The following is an 18209-nucleotide window of genomic DNA, read 5'->3' on the forward strand; positions in this document are numbered from 1 at the left end:
GTTTGCGTCAATGGGAATCTGTAATTTTGGCAAATAAAAAGGCCCGCACCGGCGGGATACTGCGGTATCCTTGACCGGTGCGGGGCTTCTGCTTTTATGATGGAAAGGAAGTTTATTTCTTGATTTGGATCAACTGGGCGTTGATGCTGTTCAGGAACTTGTCGCCCAAGGAGGAATCGGGCATCATCTCGCACATAACTTTGGGGCTCATCTTCTTGAGCATATCCCACATACCGACACCCGGCTCGATGGAGAAGTTGGTGGTCAGCTTGACGGCTTTTGTCACGATGGCAAAGGCTTCCTCGTTCTTGGCAAGCTCGTCAAGGCTGTCGTTGACATTGTAGTAGCCCTCAGGGAATTCCATCGGGGCATCCAGATCCAGGCTGCCTACCTGCTGGAACCAGTTGGCAACACCCTCGACGTGCTCGGTGAATTCGGGCAGAACGTAGCTGGCGGGTTCTTTATCGACCTTTTCCAGCGTGATGCAGTCGCGGGCATCCTCGGTGACAGCCATCAGGGTGTTGAAGCCGGGCTGCAGGGCAACCTCAAAGCGGAAGATGCGGTGCGCCTGCTGCTTGCCGACTTCCTTGCCGTTCAGGAACAGGGTGACCTCATCCTGATTGGAATAGACCTTGACCTCGATGGTTTCGCCTGCGCGCTGGGCATAGCGGCGACCTACGATGTGAACCATCGGCTCCTTGGACCAGTAAGCCTGATAGAGGTAGAAGCTCTCCTTGCGGGTCTTGCGGTCGATGGTGACCAAGCCCTTGTTGTTGCGTCCGCCGACGCCGCCCTCGTTACGGGCTGCGCAGCCGAAGTCGAACATATTCCAGACGTGGGTGGACCATACCCAAGGACGATCCTCAAAGACCTGTGCCATATGCTCGTGGTACAGGGTCTGGTATTCCTCGCTGTAATCCTTGCGCTGCGGGTTGCTGCTGTGCCAGTTCACGATGCCCTCACAGCCGTACTCGGACACGCCGAGGCAGATGTCGGGATGCTCTGCGTGGAACTTATCCAGCCACGGACCATTGTCCTCGATTTTGCCGCCGTACCAGCCGAAGTAGTGGTTGTAGCTTTCCAGATCGGTGATGTGGTGCATGGGACCATCGGTCGGGGTGTGGGAGACGTGGGCAATGGTGGTCAGACGGGTCGGGTCCAGCTCCTTGACCAGCTTCTGCAGGTCGTGGTGACGGTCGACCAGCTCCTGGCTGATGCCGCCGATAAGGATTTCGTTGGAGATACCCCAGAACATGATGGAGGGGTGGTTATAGTTCTGAATGACCAGTTCCTTCATTTCCTGGCGGCAATGCTCGTGGGCATCATCACCGGGCTTGAAAACGCTGATAAAGGGAATCTCGGCCCAAACGGCAAAGCCCAACTGGTCGCAGGCGTTGTAGAAGTCCTGGCTGTGCTGATAATGTGCCAGACGGATGGTGTTGGCACCCAGCTCCTTGATGATCTGTGCATCCTCGTAGTGATCATCGGCAGTGAGGGCGTTGCCCTTGTACAGGCGATCCTGGTGGCGGGAAACACCGCGCAGGGGAGTGGGCACGCCATTGATGGAGAAGCCGCCGTCGGGGGTGACAGCAAAGCTGCGCACACCGGCGTTGACGGTAATCTCATCATAGGTCTCGTTGCGGCGGTTCAGGCGGACGGTAACCATGTACAGGTTGGGGTCGTCCATGCTCCACAGGACGGCATCGGGAATGTGCAGGGTGACGGCTGTGTTGTCAGAGGGGCGCACAGCACCGGCAATCTCCCAGCCGTAGGGATCCTCCAGAATGTACTGGACGGTAAAGTCGTCGCCGGGGTTGGTGACAAAAGCCTGCATAGTAAAGTCTGCACCGCCGTCCTCGGTCGGGGTGGGGGTGACCATGATACCGGGGCCGCCGTAGTAGTCCAGATCAAAGTGGGTCTCGGGTACGCTGATCAGGTTGACGCCGCGGTACAGGCCGCCGTAGAAGGTAAAGTCGGCAGAGGCGGGGTACATGGTGGGGGTGTCCTCGTTGCTGACCTCGATGCTGATTTCGTTGTCACCGGCAACGCACAGGTCGGTAATATCGGCGCGGAAGCAGGAGTAACCGCCCTCGTGGGTAACGGCGTCCTTGCCGTTGATGCGCACGGTAGCCTTCAGGGCAGCGGCGGGGATCTCAACATACAGGCGGCCGCCGGCCAGGGGCTGGGTGGGAGCCTTAAAGGTGCGGGTGTAGACGGCGGTGGTGCGCAGATAACTGCCGTTGCCGTCCATGCCGTCCACAGCGTTCCAGGTATGGGGCAGGTTGACGGTCTCAGTCTCACGCTCGCCCTTGGGGAAGGTGAGGGTCCAGCCTTTGTTGAGGGAATACAGGTTTCTCATGAAAAAATCTCCTTTCGGTGGGTGCCTTAGGGGCTTCATTCTTGTTTTACTCTGTAATCAGTGTACCATGAAAGCGGCGGGGCAGGGTAGAACATTTTTATGTTCCATTCGTATTTTCTTGCTATGATTGCTGATCAGTAGTTGCGCAGAAACACAAATCAACGGTTCATCATGGCTTTCTTTTCGCGGCGATACTGTGTCGGGGTTGTGCCGATCTGCTTTTTGAAAATCTTGGTGAAATAGTTCACATCCAAAATGCCGACCTCGGCAGCTACGGCAGCAATGCTGCGGTCCGTGGAGGCCAACAGCACAGCGGCGCGGTCGACGCGCTGGGAGTTGATGTAGTCCACAATGGTGGTGCCGGTGTCCTGCTTGAACAGGCTGGACAGATACGACGGGCTGATAAAGCACATAGCAGCAAGACTTTTCAGCGACATTTGCTCGGCCAGATTCAGGTTGATATGGTTGATTACCTTTTGCACCAGCGGGGTGTAATTCTTGACGGAGTAGCGCTGCACATAGGCACAATACTCGCGCACCATATCCCAAATCATCGAGGGGTCGTTCAAATCGGTGATTGCCTCAATCTGTGTGGCATAGCGGGAGGATATCTTGTCGATGTAATACGGATGTACCTTGCCGCGCTCGATGGCCTTGCGCATCAGGGTGTTCATGATGGTCATCTTGGTTTTGATTTGGTAGAGCGTGCCGCAGAATCGCCCGTTGTAGGTGTAGCGCCCCATCTGGTGGCAGACGTTGATGGCGGCGTCCACATCGCCGCGGCTGACCGCGTCGATCAGCTTGTTTTCGGTGGCGTAGCGCTCCTCCAGCATAGTTTGCGGCAGCTCCTGCTCAAAACTCGGTTCCTGGAAAAACCGGGTGTCCAGCGCAAAATTCAGCGGCAGAAACTCATGCTTTTCCACCACGCGGTATTCGTCGGGCGGCATCATCAGCCCCACAATGGTGCTGATGGTCGAGATAAAGCGGTTGTCCTGTACTACGCGCACGCTGCTGTAATAATTCTGTACGACCTCACAGGCTTCCTTGCCGATGTGCTTGCGGATCCATTCGCTGGTTTCCTTTGTGCGGGTGCCACTCGTCCACGGTCCCATCAGGAATACGGATTCCGGCTCGTCAGGGATACGGAACAGTGCATATTGCAGCTCAAACATATCCTCGGTGACGGTCAGCACGTTTTCAGCGGTGCTTTGTATCAGCAGCTTGCCGAACTCCTGCCATTCAAATTGAGGGTCAAGTGCTTTGCGCAGACCGTAGTCAAAGTCCTCCAGCCCGGTAAAAGGGGCGGCAACCCGCAGGCATTTGATATCGTAACTGGACGCCAGCTTTTTTAAGACAAGCAACGGATCCAACTGCATAACAGGCACCTCACATCTTAAGATTCCGCTTCTATTATACCCGATGCAGCGAGCACTTGCAAGATATAACAAAAACCGACCGCAGCGTATTTTTGCATACGGCGGTCGGTTCATTTCAGACATAGTATTATTTGCGGTGGCGGTGTTCAGCTACATAGCGCATGATGGCCGGCAGTACAATGGCCAGCAGAATCAATACGACCAGCACCCAGCCGCTGGGGGCTTCGTGGTTGGGGTTGAACAGCAGTTGCATAATATCCATAGTAAGCAGCCTTTCTTTGTTATAAGGGTTACAGTTCGATCATACCGTTTTCATCCGGCAGCATCGGAATGACCGTTATAGCATCAATAATGGTCATGGCGATGGAAATTCCCGTCCAGCAGGTGGCAAGATAGAAAATGCCCGTGATCCATTGCCTGGCATAAAAGCGGTGGGCGCCGAAAATACCCAAAATGCACAAACGCAGGTAGGTTTTGCGGCTGACCTTTTGCTTTACGCGGTTGGCGCGCACATTGAAAAATGCATCGATCGCGTGCCAGATGGGGCCATGCTTGGCGGTATCCGTAATGCCGTTTTCCTCCCGCAGGGAGTTGAGCTGATCCTGCGCAATCGCGATATCAACAGCGGTCGGCTTTTCGTTCTTTTCGGATGTTTGGTTCTGATCGTTCAAGTTTGAATCTCTCCTAACAAAAGAAGGAAGCCGCACCGCCGAGGCGGGCGGCTTCCTGTGTAAGCTGCTTTAAGTATACAGTATTCAGGGCAGATTTGTCAATTAAGCCTGCTCGCTCATGGCAGCGGTCTTGATCTTGATGATCTCGTCCTGAATTTCAGCCATCTTTTCCTTGCTCAGGGGGTAGAACTTCATGGCGATCAGGTTGCAGACCAGGCCGAGGGAGATCATACCGAAGGCGAGGAATACGATGCCGGCGCGCAGCTGCGGGGTGACAACGTCGCCCAGGCTGGGGTTGTGGTCAACGAAGCCGCAGGCGGCAAAGACAACACCGGCGATCATGGGGGCAAAAGAGGAAACCAGCTTGTCAACGAAGCTGAACAGGGTGCCCATCAGACCGGGAACATAACGACCGGAACGGTAGACTTCGTAGTCGGCGCAGTCAGCGGTCATGGGGATAACGATGTTGCCGGAGATGCCCTGGCAGCCGGCCAGCAGGACGGACAGACCAATGTGGGCGATCGTGAAGAAGCCCCAGTTCAATGCGCCGGTGGCAGGGTCAGAGGTCATGGTGGAGGGATCACCGAAGAACCACAGGCAGCCCAGCAGAATGTTGATGATCAAGCCGCCGATGGAGCCGATGACCATGGCTTTCTTCTGACCCAGACGGGTGGCCAGCAGGGAAACAGAGAGGAAAGTCAGGATAACGCCGGGAACCATGGTCAGGGCGGTAACAGTACCCTGCAGCTTGATGGAGCCGGCCATGCAGGCGAACATAGCAACGCCGACGGCGCTGGACTTGGCCTGGGCACCGAGCTTGTCCGTAGAGGCAGACAGGATCAGCATCTGGATGGCGCGGTTGTTCTTGAGGGTATCCCAGTAGTCCTTCAGACCGATCTTGACAGCCTTACCGGTGCCGAAGAATTCGGGGCGATCCTTGGGGGTGATGGCGATAATAGCCACGATGGTGAACGCCAGGGACATGAAGGCGGACAGCATCCAGAACTCATGGAAGAACTCAACAGAGGTGTAGTTGCCAACGTCGGCGTACTTGTCGGCAATGTTGGAAACGACGATGGCCAGCGCGGTGAACAGAACGGTGTTGAACACGCCGTCGAAGGAGGCGAACATGGGGCGCTGCTTGGGGTCGTTGGTCATGCAGCTCTGGGCGCTCTTGGTAACGACGCACTGGCAGGTGTAGCCAAGGTAGAACAGGCAGCACATCACGATGAAGAAAACAAAGCGGATGGGGCCTTCGGGCAGCTTGTGGGTGACGTGGAACATAATGAAGCTGGTCACGAACAGGATGGCCTGACCGACCACGATGAACGGACGGTTCTTTCCGAATTTGCCGTTGGTTTTGTCAACCATAAAGCCGATGAACGGGTCGGTGACGCCGTCCCACAGACGCATCATCATCAGGAAACTGGAGGCAACCACCATGCTGACGCCGACAAAGCCCAGCAGGTAGAAGGTGCAGTAGTTCATGAACATCAGGTAGACGTTCGTGGCGGTGTTGTTCATGGCAAAGCCCGCAATACGCCAAAGGGGAACGCGGTGAATGCCGTTGGTTTCGTAGTCCTTGTCGTAATACTTGTCGGGCAAGGTTCTGATTGTAGCCATAGTTTTTTCTCCTTTTTTCGTGTTTCGTCCGGAGTCTGTGGCGCGGATGCGGTATCGGGGGCAGAGTCCGATGCGGCTTGCCGCAGGCAGGGCGAGCAACTTTATGTCTTTATTATGAACAGATTTTTACAAAAGTGTTAGTAAATTCTTTCGATTTTAGCGTATAATTCTTCGATTTTTCCTTATTGGTAAAAACTTTTGTGCACAGTATACAAAAAACGGGCGGCCTATTATATAATGTACAGAATCCTCTTTTTTGGAGAGAATCTGTAAAATCTTACGATTTTGGTAAAAAATCCTACTCACGAAAATAATCGGCTTGTGGCATAATAAAGCTGACGAAAGCAGTGGCAGCCGCAATGTAAGGCGCTGCCGGGCAGAACTGCGCCAAGAACCCTTATGCCTAAAGGAGAAACTGATCATGGAAAACAAATCTTTGCTGTATCCCTGCGATTCCGGCTCCCGCCGTGTGGTAAGCCTGGACGGTATGTGGCGCTTTGCCTTTGACCCCGAAAGCAAGGGCGTCGACGGCGGCTGGGCGCTGCACCTGCCCGAAAGCATCACCATGCCGGTGCCTGCTTCTTTCTGCGATTTCTTTACCGATAAGGAATCCCGCGAGTATTGCGGCGATTTCTGGTACGAGACAGATTTCTTTGTCCCCGGCGAGTGGGAGGGCAAGGATATTGCCGTGCGTTTCGGCTCTGTGACTCACCGTGCCCGCATCTTTGTCAACGGTGTGGAGGTGACAGCCCACGAGGGCGGTTTCCTGCCGTTTGACGCTGCCGTTACCGATATTGTGCGCTACAACCAGTTCAACCACCTGGCCGTGCTGGCCAACAATGAACTGAACGAAACGATGCTGCCCGCCGGACGCACCACTACGCTGTCCAACGGCAAAAAGTTTGCCACCCCGTATTTTGACTTTTACAACTACGCCGGCATCCACCGCCCGGTCAAGCTGACCGCTCTGCCCAAGGAGCGTGTGCTGGACTTCAGTGTGGTACATAGCCTGAACGGCACCGCCGCTGATGTTGCCTATACCGTGACCACCAACGGCGAGCATAATGTCTGCATCGATGTATTTGACGGCTGCGAAAAGGTCGCCCACGCCGACGGCAAGACCGGCACCCTGCACATTGACAATGTCAAGCTGTGGAACGTCCATGCCGCGTACCTGTACAACTTTGTCATTCGCATCACCGACGGCGAGACCGTGGTGGACGAGTATGCCGAGAAAATCGGTATCCGCACCTTTGAGATCAAGGATGGCAACTTCCTGCTGAACGGCAAGCCCGTCTACCTGCGCGGCTTCGGCAAGCACGAGGACGCCGACCTGCGCGGACGCGGCCTGGACCTTGCCACCGTCAAGCGCGATTACGAGCTGATGAAGTGGATCGGCGCCAACTGCTTCCGCACCAGCCACTACCCTTATGCCGAGGAGCTGTACCAGATGGCCGACGAGGAGGGCTTCCTCATCATTGATGAAGTCCCCGCCGTAGGCTTTATGGAGAGTGCCATGAACTTCCTGGCTGCCAACCAAGGCAACGGCAAGAAGGTTGGCTGGTTCGAGAAGGAAACCACGCCCCAGCTGCTGGAAAACCACAAGGCTGCGCTGATCGACATGATCAACCGTGACAAAAACCACGCCAGCGTTATTGCATGGAGCATCCTGAACGAGCCCCAGTGCACCAGTGAAGGCACTGAGGCGTACTTCAAGACGCTGTTTGACCTTGCGCACGAGATCGACCCCCAGAAGCGCCCGCGCACCTACGCTATCGTTATGATGAGCCTGCCTCACAACAGCAAGGGCCAGCAGTTTGCCGACTTTATCAGCCTGAACCGCTACTATGGCTGGTATGTCATGGGCGGCATGAGCATTGTGGACGCCGAGGCAGCCTTCCGCAAGGAGATGGACGGCTGGCGTATGGCACTGCACGGTCGCCCGATGATCTTTACCGAGTACGGCGCCGACACGATGCCCAGTGAGCATAAGCTGCCCAGCGTGATGTGGAGCCAGGAATACCAGAACGAGTATCTGGATATGAACCACGCCGTGTTTGACAGCTACGAGTTTGTCAAGGGCGAGCTGGTCTGGAACTTTGCCGACTTCCAGACCACTGAGGGCATTATGCGTGTCAACGGAAACAAGAAGGGCATCTTCACCCGCCAGCGTCAGCCCAAGGATGCCGCATTCCATTTCCGCGCCCGCTGGACCACCCTGCCGTTGGACTTTAAGGCCGATAAGTAAACCGTAAACACCTGGCGGGTACTGCCTTTGTGCGTACCCGCACTTTGTATTTGCAACAGGAGGGAATTTACCTATGCCCAAGGCATCACAGCGCATCAAAACCTACCAAAACCCCAACGGACAACAGGTGTCCACGGTTGACCGCCGCGTATTTACGCAGGACGGCCTGACCTTTAAGGATATCGACGGCAGCGGCAGCCTGTCCGCCGTCAATGACTGGCGCAACGCTCCCGCCGTGCGTGCCGCCGCCTATGTGCAGCAGCTTACCGTCAAGGAAAAAATCGCCCAGCTGTTTATTTCTGACTGGCGCATGGCCAAATACCCCATGACCGGTCCCATGGCTGCCATGTACAAGGATATGGAGCACAAATCCGACGAGTATGGTATTCTGGATGAGGGCGAATTCCGCGGCAAAACCATTTTCGGTGAGCAGCATCTGCCCAGCACCACGACCCTGCTAAAAGATTGGTTCAACCGCCATGTGATTTTGCGCGCCAACGCCACCCCCGCCGATATGGCGGACTGGATGAACGAGGCTCACGCTGTCTGTGAGCAGTGCGAGCATTTTATCCCCGTGGCTGCGGCGTCCAACTCCCGCAATGAAAACGGCGAGCTGGTCTTTGGCATGAACGACGCCGGCGGTGTCATGGCCACCTGGCCGGGCACCCTGGGCATTGCCGCCGCTGTCAAGGGCTATCGCATCGATTTGGTCGACAAATTTGCCGCCACCGTGCGCAGAGAGTGGAACGCCTGCGGCCTGCGCAAGGGCTATATGTACATGGCAGACACCATGACTGACCCGCGCTGGCAGCGTACCTACGGTACTTTTGGCGAGGATTCGGCGCTGATCAGCGAGATTATGACCCATATTATTCCCGTCATCCAGGGCAGCGACAAGGGTGTTACCACCGACGGCGTCGCCGTGACCACCAAGCATTTCCCTGGCGGCGGCGCGCGGGAAAACGGCTTTGACCCGCACTATGCGGCAGGGCAGTGGAACGTCTATGCCACCCCCGGCAGTCTGGAAACCTACCATCTGCCGCCGTTTGCCGCTGCTGTCAAGGCGGGCACAGCCTCGATCATGCCGTACTACTCCAAACCGGCGGCCGAAAAAAGCGCACCGCAGCGCGATTTGCAGGGCAATGTGATTGACATGCAGCCCTACGGTTTTGCGTACAACCACTACTTTATCGACACAATGCTGCGCGGACAGATGGGCTTTACCGGCTACATCAACTCTGACACCGGCATTGCCCACAATATGGCATGGGGCGTCGAAATGCTGGATGTCCCCGAACGTATCGGTTTTGCCGTGAACCACGCGGGTGTGGATATCATCAGCGGCCTGTTCGACAACGAAGCCGGGCAGGAAGCGTATGACCGCGCCCGCAGCGACTACTATGACACCCACCCCGTGCCGCAGGGCTTTACCAAGGAGCAGCTTGTGCTGACCGACGAAGCGCTGGATCGCGCCGTGACCCGCACGCTGACCGAGTTGTTTGCGCTGGGCATGTTTGACGACCCCTACCGTGACCCTGAAGAAGCCGAGCGCGTGGTTGCCGACCCCGCCGACCGTGCCGCTGCTGCCGAGGCACACCGCCGCAGTGTGGTACTGCTGAAAAACGACGGTACGCTGCCGATTTCTGAGGGCAAGAAAATCTACGCCGAGGCGTTCCTGAAAAACCCTGAGCAGGCACAAGCCGCCACGCAGGCGCTGCGCAGCGAGCTGAAGGGCTGTACCCTGGTGGAGGATGCCGCCAAAGCGGATATCGCACTGCTGTTTGTGTCGCCGTCCTCGGGTGAGTATTTCAACGCCACCCCCGGCTATCTGGAGCTGGATATCTGCGAAAACAAGACCGTGCACAACGTGGACACCGAAGGCCGCCCCACCGCCGACACCCACACCGAGACGACGTTGGCCGGTGCAGGCCGACTGGCGGAAATTGCCGCAGCAGTACACGCCCACGGCGGCAAGGTCATTTCCAATATCAACTTCACGATGGCCTGGCAGGTGGGCAATGTCGAGCGCATCAGCGATGTTCTGCTGGCGGGCTTTGACACCTATCGCGATGCCACGCTGGACGTCATCTTCGGGCGCTTTGTTCCCACGGGCAAGCTGCCCCTGACGCTGCCGAAGGGCGACGAAGTGCTGGCAGTCAATGCGCAGGGCGTATGCATCAGCCCCAACGATGTACCCGGTTTTGCCAAGGACCGCTATATGCCGGATTCCCTCAAGGACGAAAACGGCAAGGCTTACGCGTACCGCGACGCAGCCGGACATTATTATGAATACGGATTTGGTCTGTAATTTGACCTCTTGAACAAGAAAAGCTCGCAGCAGCAGGATAAATCCTACTGCTGCGAGCTTTTTAACTGCAGCTTATTCGTACAAGGGGAAACGTGCGGTCAGTTCCGCCACGCGGGCGGCAACGTCGGCCTTCTTGTTTTCAAAATCAAAGATACAGTCGGCAATGCAGTCCGCAATGATTTTCATCTCGTCAGGGCCCATGCCGCGCGTCGTCACGGCAGGGGTGCCGATGCGAACACCGCTGGTCACAAAGGGGCTGCGCTTTTCACCGGGAACGGTGTTCTTGTTGGCCGTAATGTGTACCTCGTCAAGGTTGTGCTCCAGTTCCTTGCCGGTACATTCCTCGTCGGTCAGGTCGATCAGCAGCAGATGGTTATCGGTGCCGCCCGAAACCAGCTTGACGCCGCGCGCGGTCAGTTCAGCCTCCAGAGCTTTGCTGTTTTCAACGATTTTACGCGCATAATCACGGAATTCCGGCTGCAATGCCTCGCCAAAGCAGACGGCCTTGCCGGCAATGACGTGTTCCAGCGGGCCGCCCTGTGTGCCCGGGAAGATGGCCGAATTGATGCGCTTGATGATGTACTCGTTGTTGGTCAAAATCAGGCCGCCGCGCGGGCCGCGCAGCGTTTTGTGGGTCGTCGTGGTGACAACATCGGCATACGGAACAGGGCTTTGGTGCTGCCCGCCTGCGACAAGACCTGCAATGTGCGCCATATCGACCATCAGCATAGCGCCGTAGCCATGAGCAATTTCGGCCAGCTTTTCAAAATCGATAGCACGGGGATAGGCGGAGGCACCGGCCACAAGCATCTTGGGGCGCACCTTGGCAACCTGCTTGGCAAGGCCGGCGTAGTCAATGCGGCCATCTTCGGCCGAGACGCCATAGGAAACGAAATTATAGTTTTTGCCGCTCATATTGACAGGGGAACCGTGGGTCAGGTGCCCGCCCTGGGAAAGATCCATGCCCATGACGGTATCGCCCAAATCCAGCAGCGCAAAATAGACGGCCAGGTTGGCCTGTGCGCCGGAGTGGGGCTGCACGTTTGCATACTTGGCACCAAACAGCTTGCAGGCACGGTCAATGGCAATCTGCTCGACCTCATCCACAAACTGGCAGCCGCCGTAATAGCGGTGACCGGGATAACCCTCGGCATATTTGTTGGTCAGTACGCTGCCCATAGCGGCCATAACGGCGGGGGAAACAATATTTTCGCTGGCGATCAGCTCAATGTTTTGGCGCTGGCGGGTCAATTCGCGGCCCATGGCGGCGCCCAGTTCGGGATCGGCCTTCTCCACAAAGCCGATCGTATCGATCAAATCCTTATACATTTCCGAAACCTCCCTTTGTCTATGCGTTTGTGTTTGCAAAACATCCGCAGTACGCACAGCACCGCTTTGCAGTGCTAAAGTGTACTGTGTCTTTACTATAGCACGTTCTTGTTGCGGCGTCAATGCTTTTGTTCAGGTTCGGGCAGGCGGTTTCGGCGCCGTTACAGCACTTTGGCGCCGTTGGCAGTCAGCTTAAAGGCAGCGCCGAGCATTTCGGCGGCACCGCGGCAAAACAAGACACTTCGTCCAAAACGTCTGTTGCAAAGCAGACGACCGCGTGTTACAGTAAAGGAAAAGGAGGCTTTTCCATGTGGTTTGTTTTTGCATTGGGGTCTGCGCTATTTGCCGCGCTGACTTCTATCCTGGCTAAAATCGGCATTGAGGGCGTAAACTCCACGCTGGCGACGGCGATTCGCACCGCGGTGGTTCTGGTAATGAGCTGGGGCATGGTATTTCTTATCGGGGCGCAGAACGGCCTGCCCGATATTTCCCGCCGCAGCTGGCTTTTTCTGCTCTTGTCGGGTCTGGCCACGGGGGCCAGCTGGCTGTGTTACTATCGGGCCTTGCAAATCGGTGAGGCCTGCAAGGTAGTGCCCATTGACAAGCTGAGCGTGGTTATCACGCTGGTACTGGCGTTTATTGTTCTGCGCGAACCGTTCACGGCCAAAAGCCTGATCGGCTGTGCGCTTATCACCGCCGGCACCTTGTTTATGGTGCTGTGAATCAGCTTTTTATGCAGTACAAACCCGGCCGATACGCAACGCTGAAATAGTTCCTTTACATCGCGGATTTTTTGCGCTATACTTTACCTTGTAATGCAAAATCCGACCGGAGATTGAGTGATGCTTTGGGGGAACTAATGAACCGCACAGAATTAAAACGCTATATTCTGGAAACCTACAACGCCGATGCCGACCATCCGTGGCCAAGGACACCCAACCATGAGGTTTTTCGCCACAGCAACAATCAAAAGTGGTTTGCCTTGCTTTTGGATTTACCTAAAAGCAAGCTGGGGTTAACGGGTGAGACGCGGATAGACGTTGTAAACCTAAAGTGCGATCCCATTCTTGTCGGTTCGCTGCGGGCAGAAAACGGCTTTTTCCCTGCTTACCACATGAACAAGGACACTTGGATCACCGTTGCGCTGGACGGCAGTGTTCCCGACGACAAACTCAAGGCACTGCTGGATATGAGTTTCTTTGCCACCACATCCAAAATCCGCGCCAAAAAACAATGACAGGAAAACGGGCACCTCGGTGCCCGTTTTCTTGTCAAATGCATTATAGGGATAAAGCTGCCGAGCTGCGGTTGCGCTCCGAAACGGCCTGTTGTGATTTTACAATTTCTTGTCCAGCATAAGGCAGACAAGTACCGAAGTTGCAACGTACAGTATGAGCACGATGCACTCCATGATAAGGGTAGAATACGGGCGCGGATAAAGCTGTGCCAATGCTGACACGGCAAATCGAATCGGGAAATACAATCCCAGCCATGCGGAGATTTTGTAAAATCTTCTGCGCACAATCGCTGATTTTCCCCCGTCGGTAGAGGGATTCCTGCGGCAGGCACAGGCAAATGCGGCCTGGACTGCAATAAACGGCAGAAAACAAACCCACGCCAAAACCATATTCTGCAGCAGGAAGGTTGTCACAAACAGCAGCAGAAGCGCCATGGTCTCCACCGCAATCAGGCACAGCGCGATCTGCGTAAGACGGTTTCCCTGCAAGGCTCTGACCTTTGGCGTGTCTGCATCGCTTTGGTACGCATCGTTCAGCAAATAATCTGCTGTGACATCGAATAGTTTGCTGAGCTGCAGGATATTACCCGCATCCGGCATGGCCGTGCCGGATTCCCAGCGCGAGACAGCCTGCCGCGACAGGTTCAGTTTTTCGGCAAGTTCTTCTTGGGAGAGTCCTGCGGATTTTCGGTGCATTACGATTTTTTCTGACAAATTCATGGGTGAACTCCTGCATTTTGTGCATATTTTGTGTTTTTATTGTACAAAGTGCGCGCGGAAACGTCCACCACGTTTGCTTTACATCAGCGCAACAAGTGTTTACATGGCAGCCCTGCCATGCATCGACAGCAACAATCCTGAAAAAAGTTGCCGGAAACCACACAGACAACACCACATGAGAAAATTGATGCTGTCATCACTCCGTGTTTCGCTAAATTTGTCTTTAGCGAAATGCGTTTCTTTGCTGTATGGAAATATCGCTGCCTCTTGCCTAAATGCCTAATGCACAACCCACTTACGCCATACGGCAAAAGCCTCAGCACTCCACGGCTACCTTAATAACGCCGTCACGCTTGTTTTCAAACAGTTCGTAGCCCTCTGCAATGCGGCTAAGCGGATAGGTATGCGTAATCAACGGTTCGGTATTGAGCTTGCCTTCGGCAATCAGGCGCAGCGTTTCCTCACAGTTGCAGCCGTCCACGCCGCCGGTCTTAAAGGTCAGATTCTTGCCGTACATATCGGGCAGCGGCAAGATCTGCGGTGCATCGTACAAAGCAACCACTGTAACAATGGCATTGGGGCGGGCACACTGCCACGCCAAGCGGAAGGTTGACGCCGCACCGGCAACCTCCAGCACAACATCGGCACCGCCATGCTCGCTCTTTTCTTTGACAAATTCTTCACATTGTTCAGGGCTGACCGTGAGCACCTCAGGATAATGCTCGCGGACAAACTGCAGGCGGCCTTCGTCTTTTTCACAAACAATTATGCGTTTTGGGGTGTGCAGCATGACGCAAAGCAACGTGCAGATGCCGGTCGGCCCCGCGCCGATGATAAGAACGGTGTCATCCTCGGTAATTTCGGAGATGCGCGCCGCCCAGTACCCGGTGGCCAGTACGTCCCCTACCAGCAAGGCCTGGCGGTCGGTGACGTTGTCGGGAATTTTATTCAGGCTGGTGTCGGCAAACGGAACGCGTACATACTCCGCCTGGCCGCCGTCGATGCGGCAGCCGAGCGCCCATCCGCCGTTTTTGTCGGTGCAGTTGTTCACAAAGCCTTTTTTGCAGAAAAAGCATTCCCCGCAATAGGTTTCAACGTTCACGGTCACACGGTCGCCGGGCTTGACATGGGTCACGCCACTGCCTACGGATTCCACCACGCCGACCATCTCATGGCCAACGGTGATGCCCGGCACAGCGCGCGGTACACTGCCGTGTTTAATGTGCAGATCGCTGGAACAAATGCTGGCAAGTGTCACCTTGACAATGGCGTCCCTCTCGTGCTGAATCACAGGTTTGGGCTTTTGCATCAGTTCAAATTTGCCTTGGGCGACATAGGTGTAGGTCTGCATGGCTTCTCCGTCACTTTCTTGTTTTTTACTATGTATCGTCAAATTTTACAGAATATGCCGCAAACATGCGGTAATTCCTGTACATATAAAATATTGTACGTCTTTGCCATTATAAAATCAAGTATTGGGATGCACAGACATTTTTTCGATTTTTGACAGTATAGCAAAAATTCCCGGACGGTTGTCTAAAACCGTCCGGGAATACGCTATTGGTTATAACAAAATGCGGAAGCTGACGCTGTGATCCTGTTCGCCGCTTAGGCGGTAAGGCTCCTCCACGTCGGTACCCCAGCTGTCAATACCGCCGACGCCGCGTGCAGCACCCAGCACGGTAACGCAGGTGCGCCCCGTTTCGGGCAGCTCACAGGGATGCTGCGCGGCCTCGATTTGCTGCGCCGTGTTGGGCAGCGCGCTGAAGGCGAACGTCTCCCCTGTCGATTCCAGCGTCAGGGTCTTGCCGTCAGCCAACTGCAGGTTTACCTGTTGGGTATCCATGTGCAAACCGCAATCCTGCGGCACCAGTGCCGGTTCAATGTGCGGGGTCTCCTCGTGGCAGCCGAACACGCCGCCCTTGCAGCGGTCGGGATAGGTCTCGCCCGAAAGCCCCGTCCAGCGGGTGCGCACAATGGGTGCAGCGGTTTCAAACTTGATGCCGAAGCAGGGCAGCTCGGGTGCGCCGGGTACGCCGTGGTAAACGGCATCCAGCCGCAGTGCGCCCTGTGCTTCGACCGTATAGGTCATCTCGACCAACGCGCCCTGTACGCCGGGCACACCGAAACGGTACTGCACCCGCACACACTGCGCGGATTTTTCCTGCACGGTAAAGCCCATTCTCTGCACAAAGACGTCGGCGCCCATCCAGACAGCGGCGCGCTGCGGGAAGCTGCAGCCGCGGTCATTGTCGGTGGAGGCTCGCCAGAAGGCCGGGCGCGGGGCGCGCCACAACCACTCGGTGCCGTTTTTGCGCAGCGAAATGGGCCCCTGCTCCGCAATGGAGAACAAAATCTCAAAATCTCTGCCCTTTACGCCCAGGTTGCCGTCGCCCTCGGTGACGGTCAGGGGATGAGTCGGGCGTTTTTGCCATGCGGCGGCCAGTGCGGCGGCACTGCGCTCGGCTGCCAGCTTGTTGCGCGCATCGTGCACAGCGCGGCGTTCGGGGGTGTCGTACCAGTAGCGCACCTCCTGCATGGCGGGCTTTTCGGTGCCGTCGGCGTAGACGATGCCGTTGCCGCTGAAGTTATAATCTGTCGTTCTTTCGTTGAAATCTCCGCCGTAGCCCAGAACGCGGCGCCCTTTTGCGTCGGTGTGCCACAGCGCCTGATCCATGTAGTCCCAGATAAAGCCGCCCTGATAGGTTTCGTATTTGTCCAGCAGCTTGATGTAGCTTTGCATCCCACCCAAGGAGTTGCCCATATCGTGCATATACTCGCACAGGATGAACGGCTTTTGCGGGTCGTTGTCCAGATAGGCGGCAATGTCGGCGGGTTTGGCGTACATGCGGCTTTCCATGTCGCTGATATCGTCAAACGCGCGGCAGTGGAACACGCCCTCGTAATGCACAAGGCGTCCGGGGTCGTTGTCGCGGAAAAACTGCGCCATAGCGCGGATATCCTCGCCCGCGTAGCTCTCGTTGCCGCAGGACCAGATCAGAACGGCGGCGTGGTTTTTGTCGCGCTCAAACATATTGCGCGCGCGGTCCACCACGCAGTCGCGCCATTCGGGCAGGCTGCCGGGTACATTCCAGCTCGGCTCCACGGCACCCAGCTTCTGCCAGCTGCCGTGACTTTCGAGGTTGGTTTCGTCTATCATGTAGATGCCGTTTTTATCGCACAGGTCATACCACAGGCTTTGGTTGGGGTAGTGGCAGGTGCGCACGGCATTGATATTGTTGCGCTTAAATACGGCCATGGCGGCATGCATATCGTTTTCGTCGATGGCACGGCCATTTTCTGCATTCCACTCGTGGCGGTTGACGCCGTTGAAAATGATGCGGCTGCCGTTCAGGCACATGACACCGTTCTTCATCTCAAAACGGCGGAAACCGATATCGTAGGGCACGATCTCCTGCAAAACGCCGTCCGCGTCGTACAGGGTCAGCACAGCGTGATAAAGCGTCGGTGTTTCATGGCTCCACGGGTGGATGGCGCCCAGCTCGATGGTGCTGCCGTCAATATCCTCATCAAACAGAGCGAACTCCTCGCTGTCGGTCAGGCGCAGGTGTACCCGCGCGCCACCGACCTCGCCGTCCAGCTTGATGACGGGGGTCAGCAGGCCGGTGGTATTGCCCTCGGCCAACTCGGCCTTGAGCCAGATGTCGTTGATGTGTACTTTGGGCTTGGCGTACAGGTAAACCGAACGGAACAGCCCCGAAAAACGGAAAAAGTCCTGATCCTCCAGCCAGGAGGCACTGCTGTGCTTGTACACCTCAGCGCACAGGCGGTTGCCGGTTTCCTTTATATAAGGGGTCAGATCAAACTCCGACGGCGTAAAGCTGTCCTCGGCATAGCCGACAAAATGGCCGTTGCACCAGACAAACAGAGCCTGCTCGGCACCCTGAAAGCTCACGCAGACGCGCTGCCCGCGCAGCCCCTCGTCCAGGTCAAACTCCCGCACATAGCTGCCGACGGGGGTATTGTCCCAGTCGATCTGCGGCGGGCGCAGATAACTGCGGCCGTCCCACGGGTAGAGGGTGTTGGTGTACTGGATCTGCCCGTAACCCTGCAGCTCGATATGCCCCGGCACACGGATAGTGCCAAAGCCCGAAAGATCGGCGTCCTCACGGTAAAAATCCGCAGGGCGGGCAGCCGGGCAGGCACTGTACGCAAAGCGCCATGCACCGTCCAGGCTTTGACGCAGCGAGCTGTCTCCCTGCCGGATCTCTGCCTCATCGCGGTAGCAAATGTGGTCCGAATGTGCATCCAGTCGGTTGACGGCAAAGACGGTCGGGTCGGTCAGCCAGTTCATATCCGGAGTCATAGTTCTGATAC

13 protein-coding genes are annotated in these 18209 nt (G+C 56.1%); 4 read left to right on the plus strand and 9 right to left on the minus strand.

Annotated elements, in window-relative coordinates:
• Window positions 1-112 precede the first annotated feature (112 nt).
• From Q0I19_RS04620 to Q0I19_RS04640, 5 genes are all read right to left on the minus strand, one after another.
• Window positions 113-2359: a glycoside hydrolase family 2 TIM barrel-domain containing protein gene (locus tag Q0I19_RS04620; protein WP_294759986.1), complete on the minus strand. Its 2247-nt coding sequence runs from the start codon at window positions 2357-2359 to the stop codon at window positions 113-115.
• A gap of 158 nt (window positions 2360-2517) precedes the next feature.
• On the minus strand, window positions 2518-3735 hold the full coding sequence (locus tag Q0I19_RS04625; RefSeq protein ID WP_294759988.1) for an AraC family transcriptional regulator: 1218 nt from the start codon (window positions 3733-3735) through the stop codon (window positions 2518-2520).
• 127 nt (window positions 3736-3862) lie between these two features.
• The gene (locus tag Q0I19_RS04630; protein ID WP_294759990.1) at window positions 3863-3997 is read right to left on the minus strand and encodes a hypothetical protein; all 135 of its coding nucleotides are present in this window, start codon (window positions 3995-3997) and stop codon (window positions 3863-3865) included.
• A gap of 28 nt (window positions 3998-4025) precedes the next feature.
• Window positions 4026-4406: a TM2 domain-containing protein gene (locus tag Q0I19_RS04635; RefSeq protein ID WP_294759991.1), complete on the minus strand. Its 381-nt coding sequence runs from the start codon at window positions 4404-4406 to the stop codon at window positions 4026-4028.
• Between the two features lie 102 nt (window positions 4407-4508).
• On the minus strand, window positions 4509-6029 hold the full coding sequence (locus Q0I19_RS04640; protein WP_294759992.1) for an MFS transporter: 1521 nt from the start codon (window positions 6027-6029) through the stop codon (window positions 4509-4511).
• A gap of 421 nt (window positions 6030-6450) precedes the next feature.
• Here Q0I19_RS04640 and uidA point away from each other — a divergent pair, with 421 nt between their 5' ends.
• Window positions 6451-8277 (plus strand): beta-glucuronidase, encoded by a 1827-nt coding sequence (gene uidA, locus Q0I19_RS04645; RefSeq protein WP_294759993.1) that lies wholly within the window; start codon window positions 6451-6453, stop codon window positions 8275-8277.
• Between the two features lie 73 nt (window positions 8278-8350).
• The gene (locus Q0I19_RS04650) at window positions 8351-10585 is read left to right on the plus strand and encodes a glycoside hydrolase family 3 N-terminal domain-containing protein (RefSeq protein ID WP_294759995.1); all 2235 of its coding nucleotides are present in this window, start codon (window positions 8351-8353) and stop codon (window positions 10583-10585) included.
• A 72-nt stretch (window positions 10586-10657) separates the two neighbouring features.
• On the opposite strand, the gene glyA is transcribed toward Q0I19_RS04650, so the two are convergent.
• Window positions 10658-11914: a serine hydroxymethyltransferase gene (glyA, locus tag Q0I19_RS04655; protein ID WP_294759997.1), complete on the minus strand. Its 1257-nt coding sequence runs from the start codon at window positions 11912-11914 to the stop codon at window positions 10658-10660.
• Window positions 11915-12222: 308 nt separating this feature from the next.
• On the opposite strand from glyA, the gene Q0I19_RS04660 reads away from it, so the two are divergent.
• Both Q0I19_RS04660 and Q0I19_RS04665 read left to right on the plus strand, forming a co-directional pair.
• Window positions 12223-12636, plus strand: a complete 414-nt coding sequence (locus Q0I19_RS04660; RefSeq protein WP_294759998.1) for an EamA family transporter — start codon at window positions 12223-12225, stop codon at window positions 12634-12636.
• A gap of 137 nt (window positions 12637-12773) precedes the next feature.
• Window positions 12774-13151, plus strand: coding sequence for an MmcQ/YjbR family DNA-binding protein (locus tag Q0I19_RS04665; RefSeq protein WP_294760000.1), 378 nt, complete (start codon window positions 12774-12776; stop codon window positions 13149-13151).
• A 99-nt stretch (window positions 13152-13250) separates the two neighbouring features.
• Here Q0I19_RS04665 and Q0I19_RS04670 read toward each other — a convergent pair whose 3' ends face one another.
• The 3 genes from Q0I19_RS04670 to Q0I19_RS04680 form a co-directional block, all read right to left on the minus strand.
• Window positions 13251-13871: a helix-turn-helix transcriptional regulator gene (locus Q0I19_RS04670; RefSeq protein ID WP_294760001.1), complete on the minus strand. Its 621-nt coding sequence runs from the start codon at window positions 13869-13871 to the stop codon at window positions 13251-13253.
• 316 nt (window positions 13872-14187) lie between these two features.
• Window positions 14188-15222 carry an alcohol dehydrogenase gene (locus Q0I19_RS04675; RefSeq protein WP_294760004.1) on the minus strand — a complete coding sequence of 345 codons (1035 nt, stop codon included), beginning with the start codon at window positions 15220-15222 and terminating at the stop codon, window positions 14188-14190.
• 213 nt (window positions 15223-15435) lie between these two features.
• Window positions 15436-18198 carry a glycoside hydrolase family 2 TIM barrel-domain containing protein gene (locus tag Q0I19_RS04680; protein WP_294760005.1) on the minus strand — a complete coding sequence of 921 codons (2763 nt, stop codon included), beginning with the start codon at window positions 18196-18198 and terminating at the stop codon, window positions 15436-15438.
• Window positions 18199-18209 lie beyond the last annotated feature (11 nt).

It is taken from the genome of uncultured Gemmiger sp., assembly GCF_934561205.1.
Lineage (GTDB): Bacteria > Bacillota > Clostridia > Oscillospirales > Ruminococcaceae > Gemmiger.

Coding starts and splice junctions, on each gene's coding strand:
- Q0I19_RS04625 (WP_294759988.1), bottom strand. CDS start 3,735: ATGCAGTTGGATCCGTTGCTTGTCTTAAAAAAGCTGGCGTCCAGTTAC.
- Q0I19_RS04670 (WP_294760001.1), bottom strand. CDS start 13,871: ATGAATTTGTCAGAAAAAATCGTAATGCACCGAAAATCCGCAGGACTC.
- Q0I19_RS04640 (WP_294759992.1), bottom strand. CDS start 6,029: ATGGCTACAATCAGAACCTTGCCCGACAAGTATTACGACAAGGACTAC.
- glyA (WP_294759997.1), bottom strand. CDS start 11,914: ATGTATAAGGATTTGATCGATACGATCGGCTTTGTGGAGAAGGCCGAT.
- Q0I19_RS04650 (WP_294759995.1), top strand. CDS start 8,351: ATGCCCAAGGCATCACAGCGCATCAAAACCTACCAAAACCCCAACGGA.
- Q0I19_RS04675 (WP_294760004.1), bottom strand. CDS start 15,222: ATGCAGACCTACACCTATGTCGCCCAAGGCAAATTTGAACTGATGCAA.
- Q0I19_RS04665 (WP_294760000.1), top strand. CDS start 12,774: ATGAACCGCACAGAATTAAAACGCTATATTCTGGAAACCTACAACGCC.
- Q0I19_RS04660 (WP_294759998.1), top strand. CDS start 12,223: ATGTGGTTTGTTTTTGCATTGGGGTCTGCGCTATTTGCCGCGCTGACT.
- uidA (WP_294759993.1), top strand. CDS start 6,451: ATGGAAAACAAATCTTTGCTGTATCCCTGCGATTCCGGCTCCCGCCGT.
- Q0I19_RS04630 (WP_294759990.1), bottom strand. CDS start 3,997: ATGGATATTATGCAACTGCTGTTCAACCCCAACCACGAAGCCCCCAGC.
- Q0I19_RS04620 (WP_294759986.1), bottom strand. CDS start 2,359: ATGAGAAACCTGTATTCCCTCAACAAAGGCTGGACCCTCACCTTCCCC.
- Q0I19_RS04680 (WP_294760005.1), bottom strand. CDS start 18,198: ATGACTCCGGATATGAACTGGCTGACCGACCCGACCGTCTTTGCCGTC.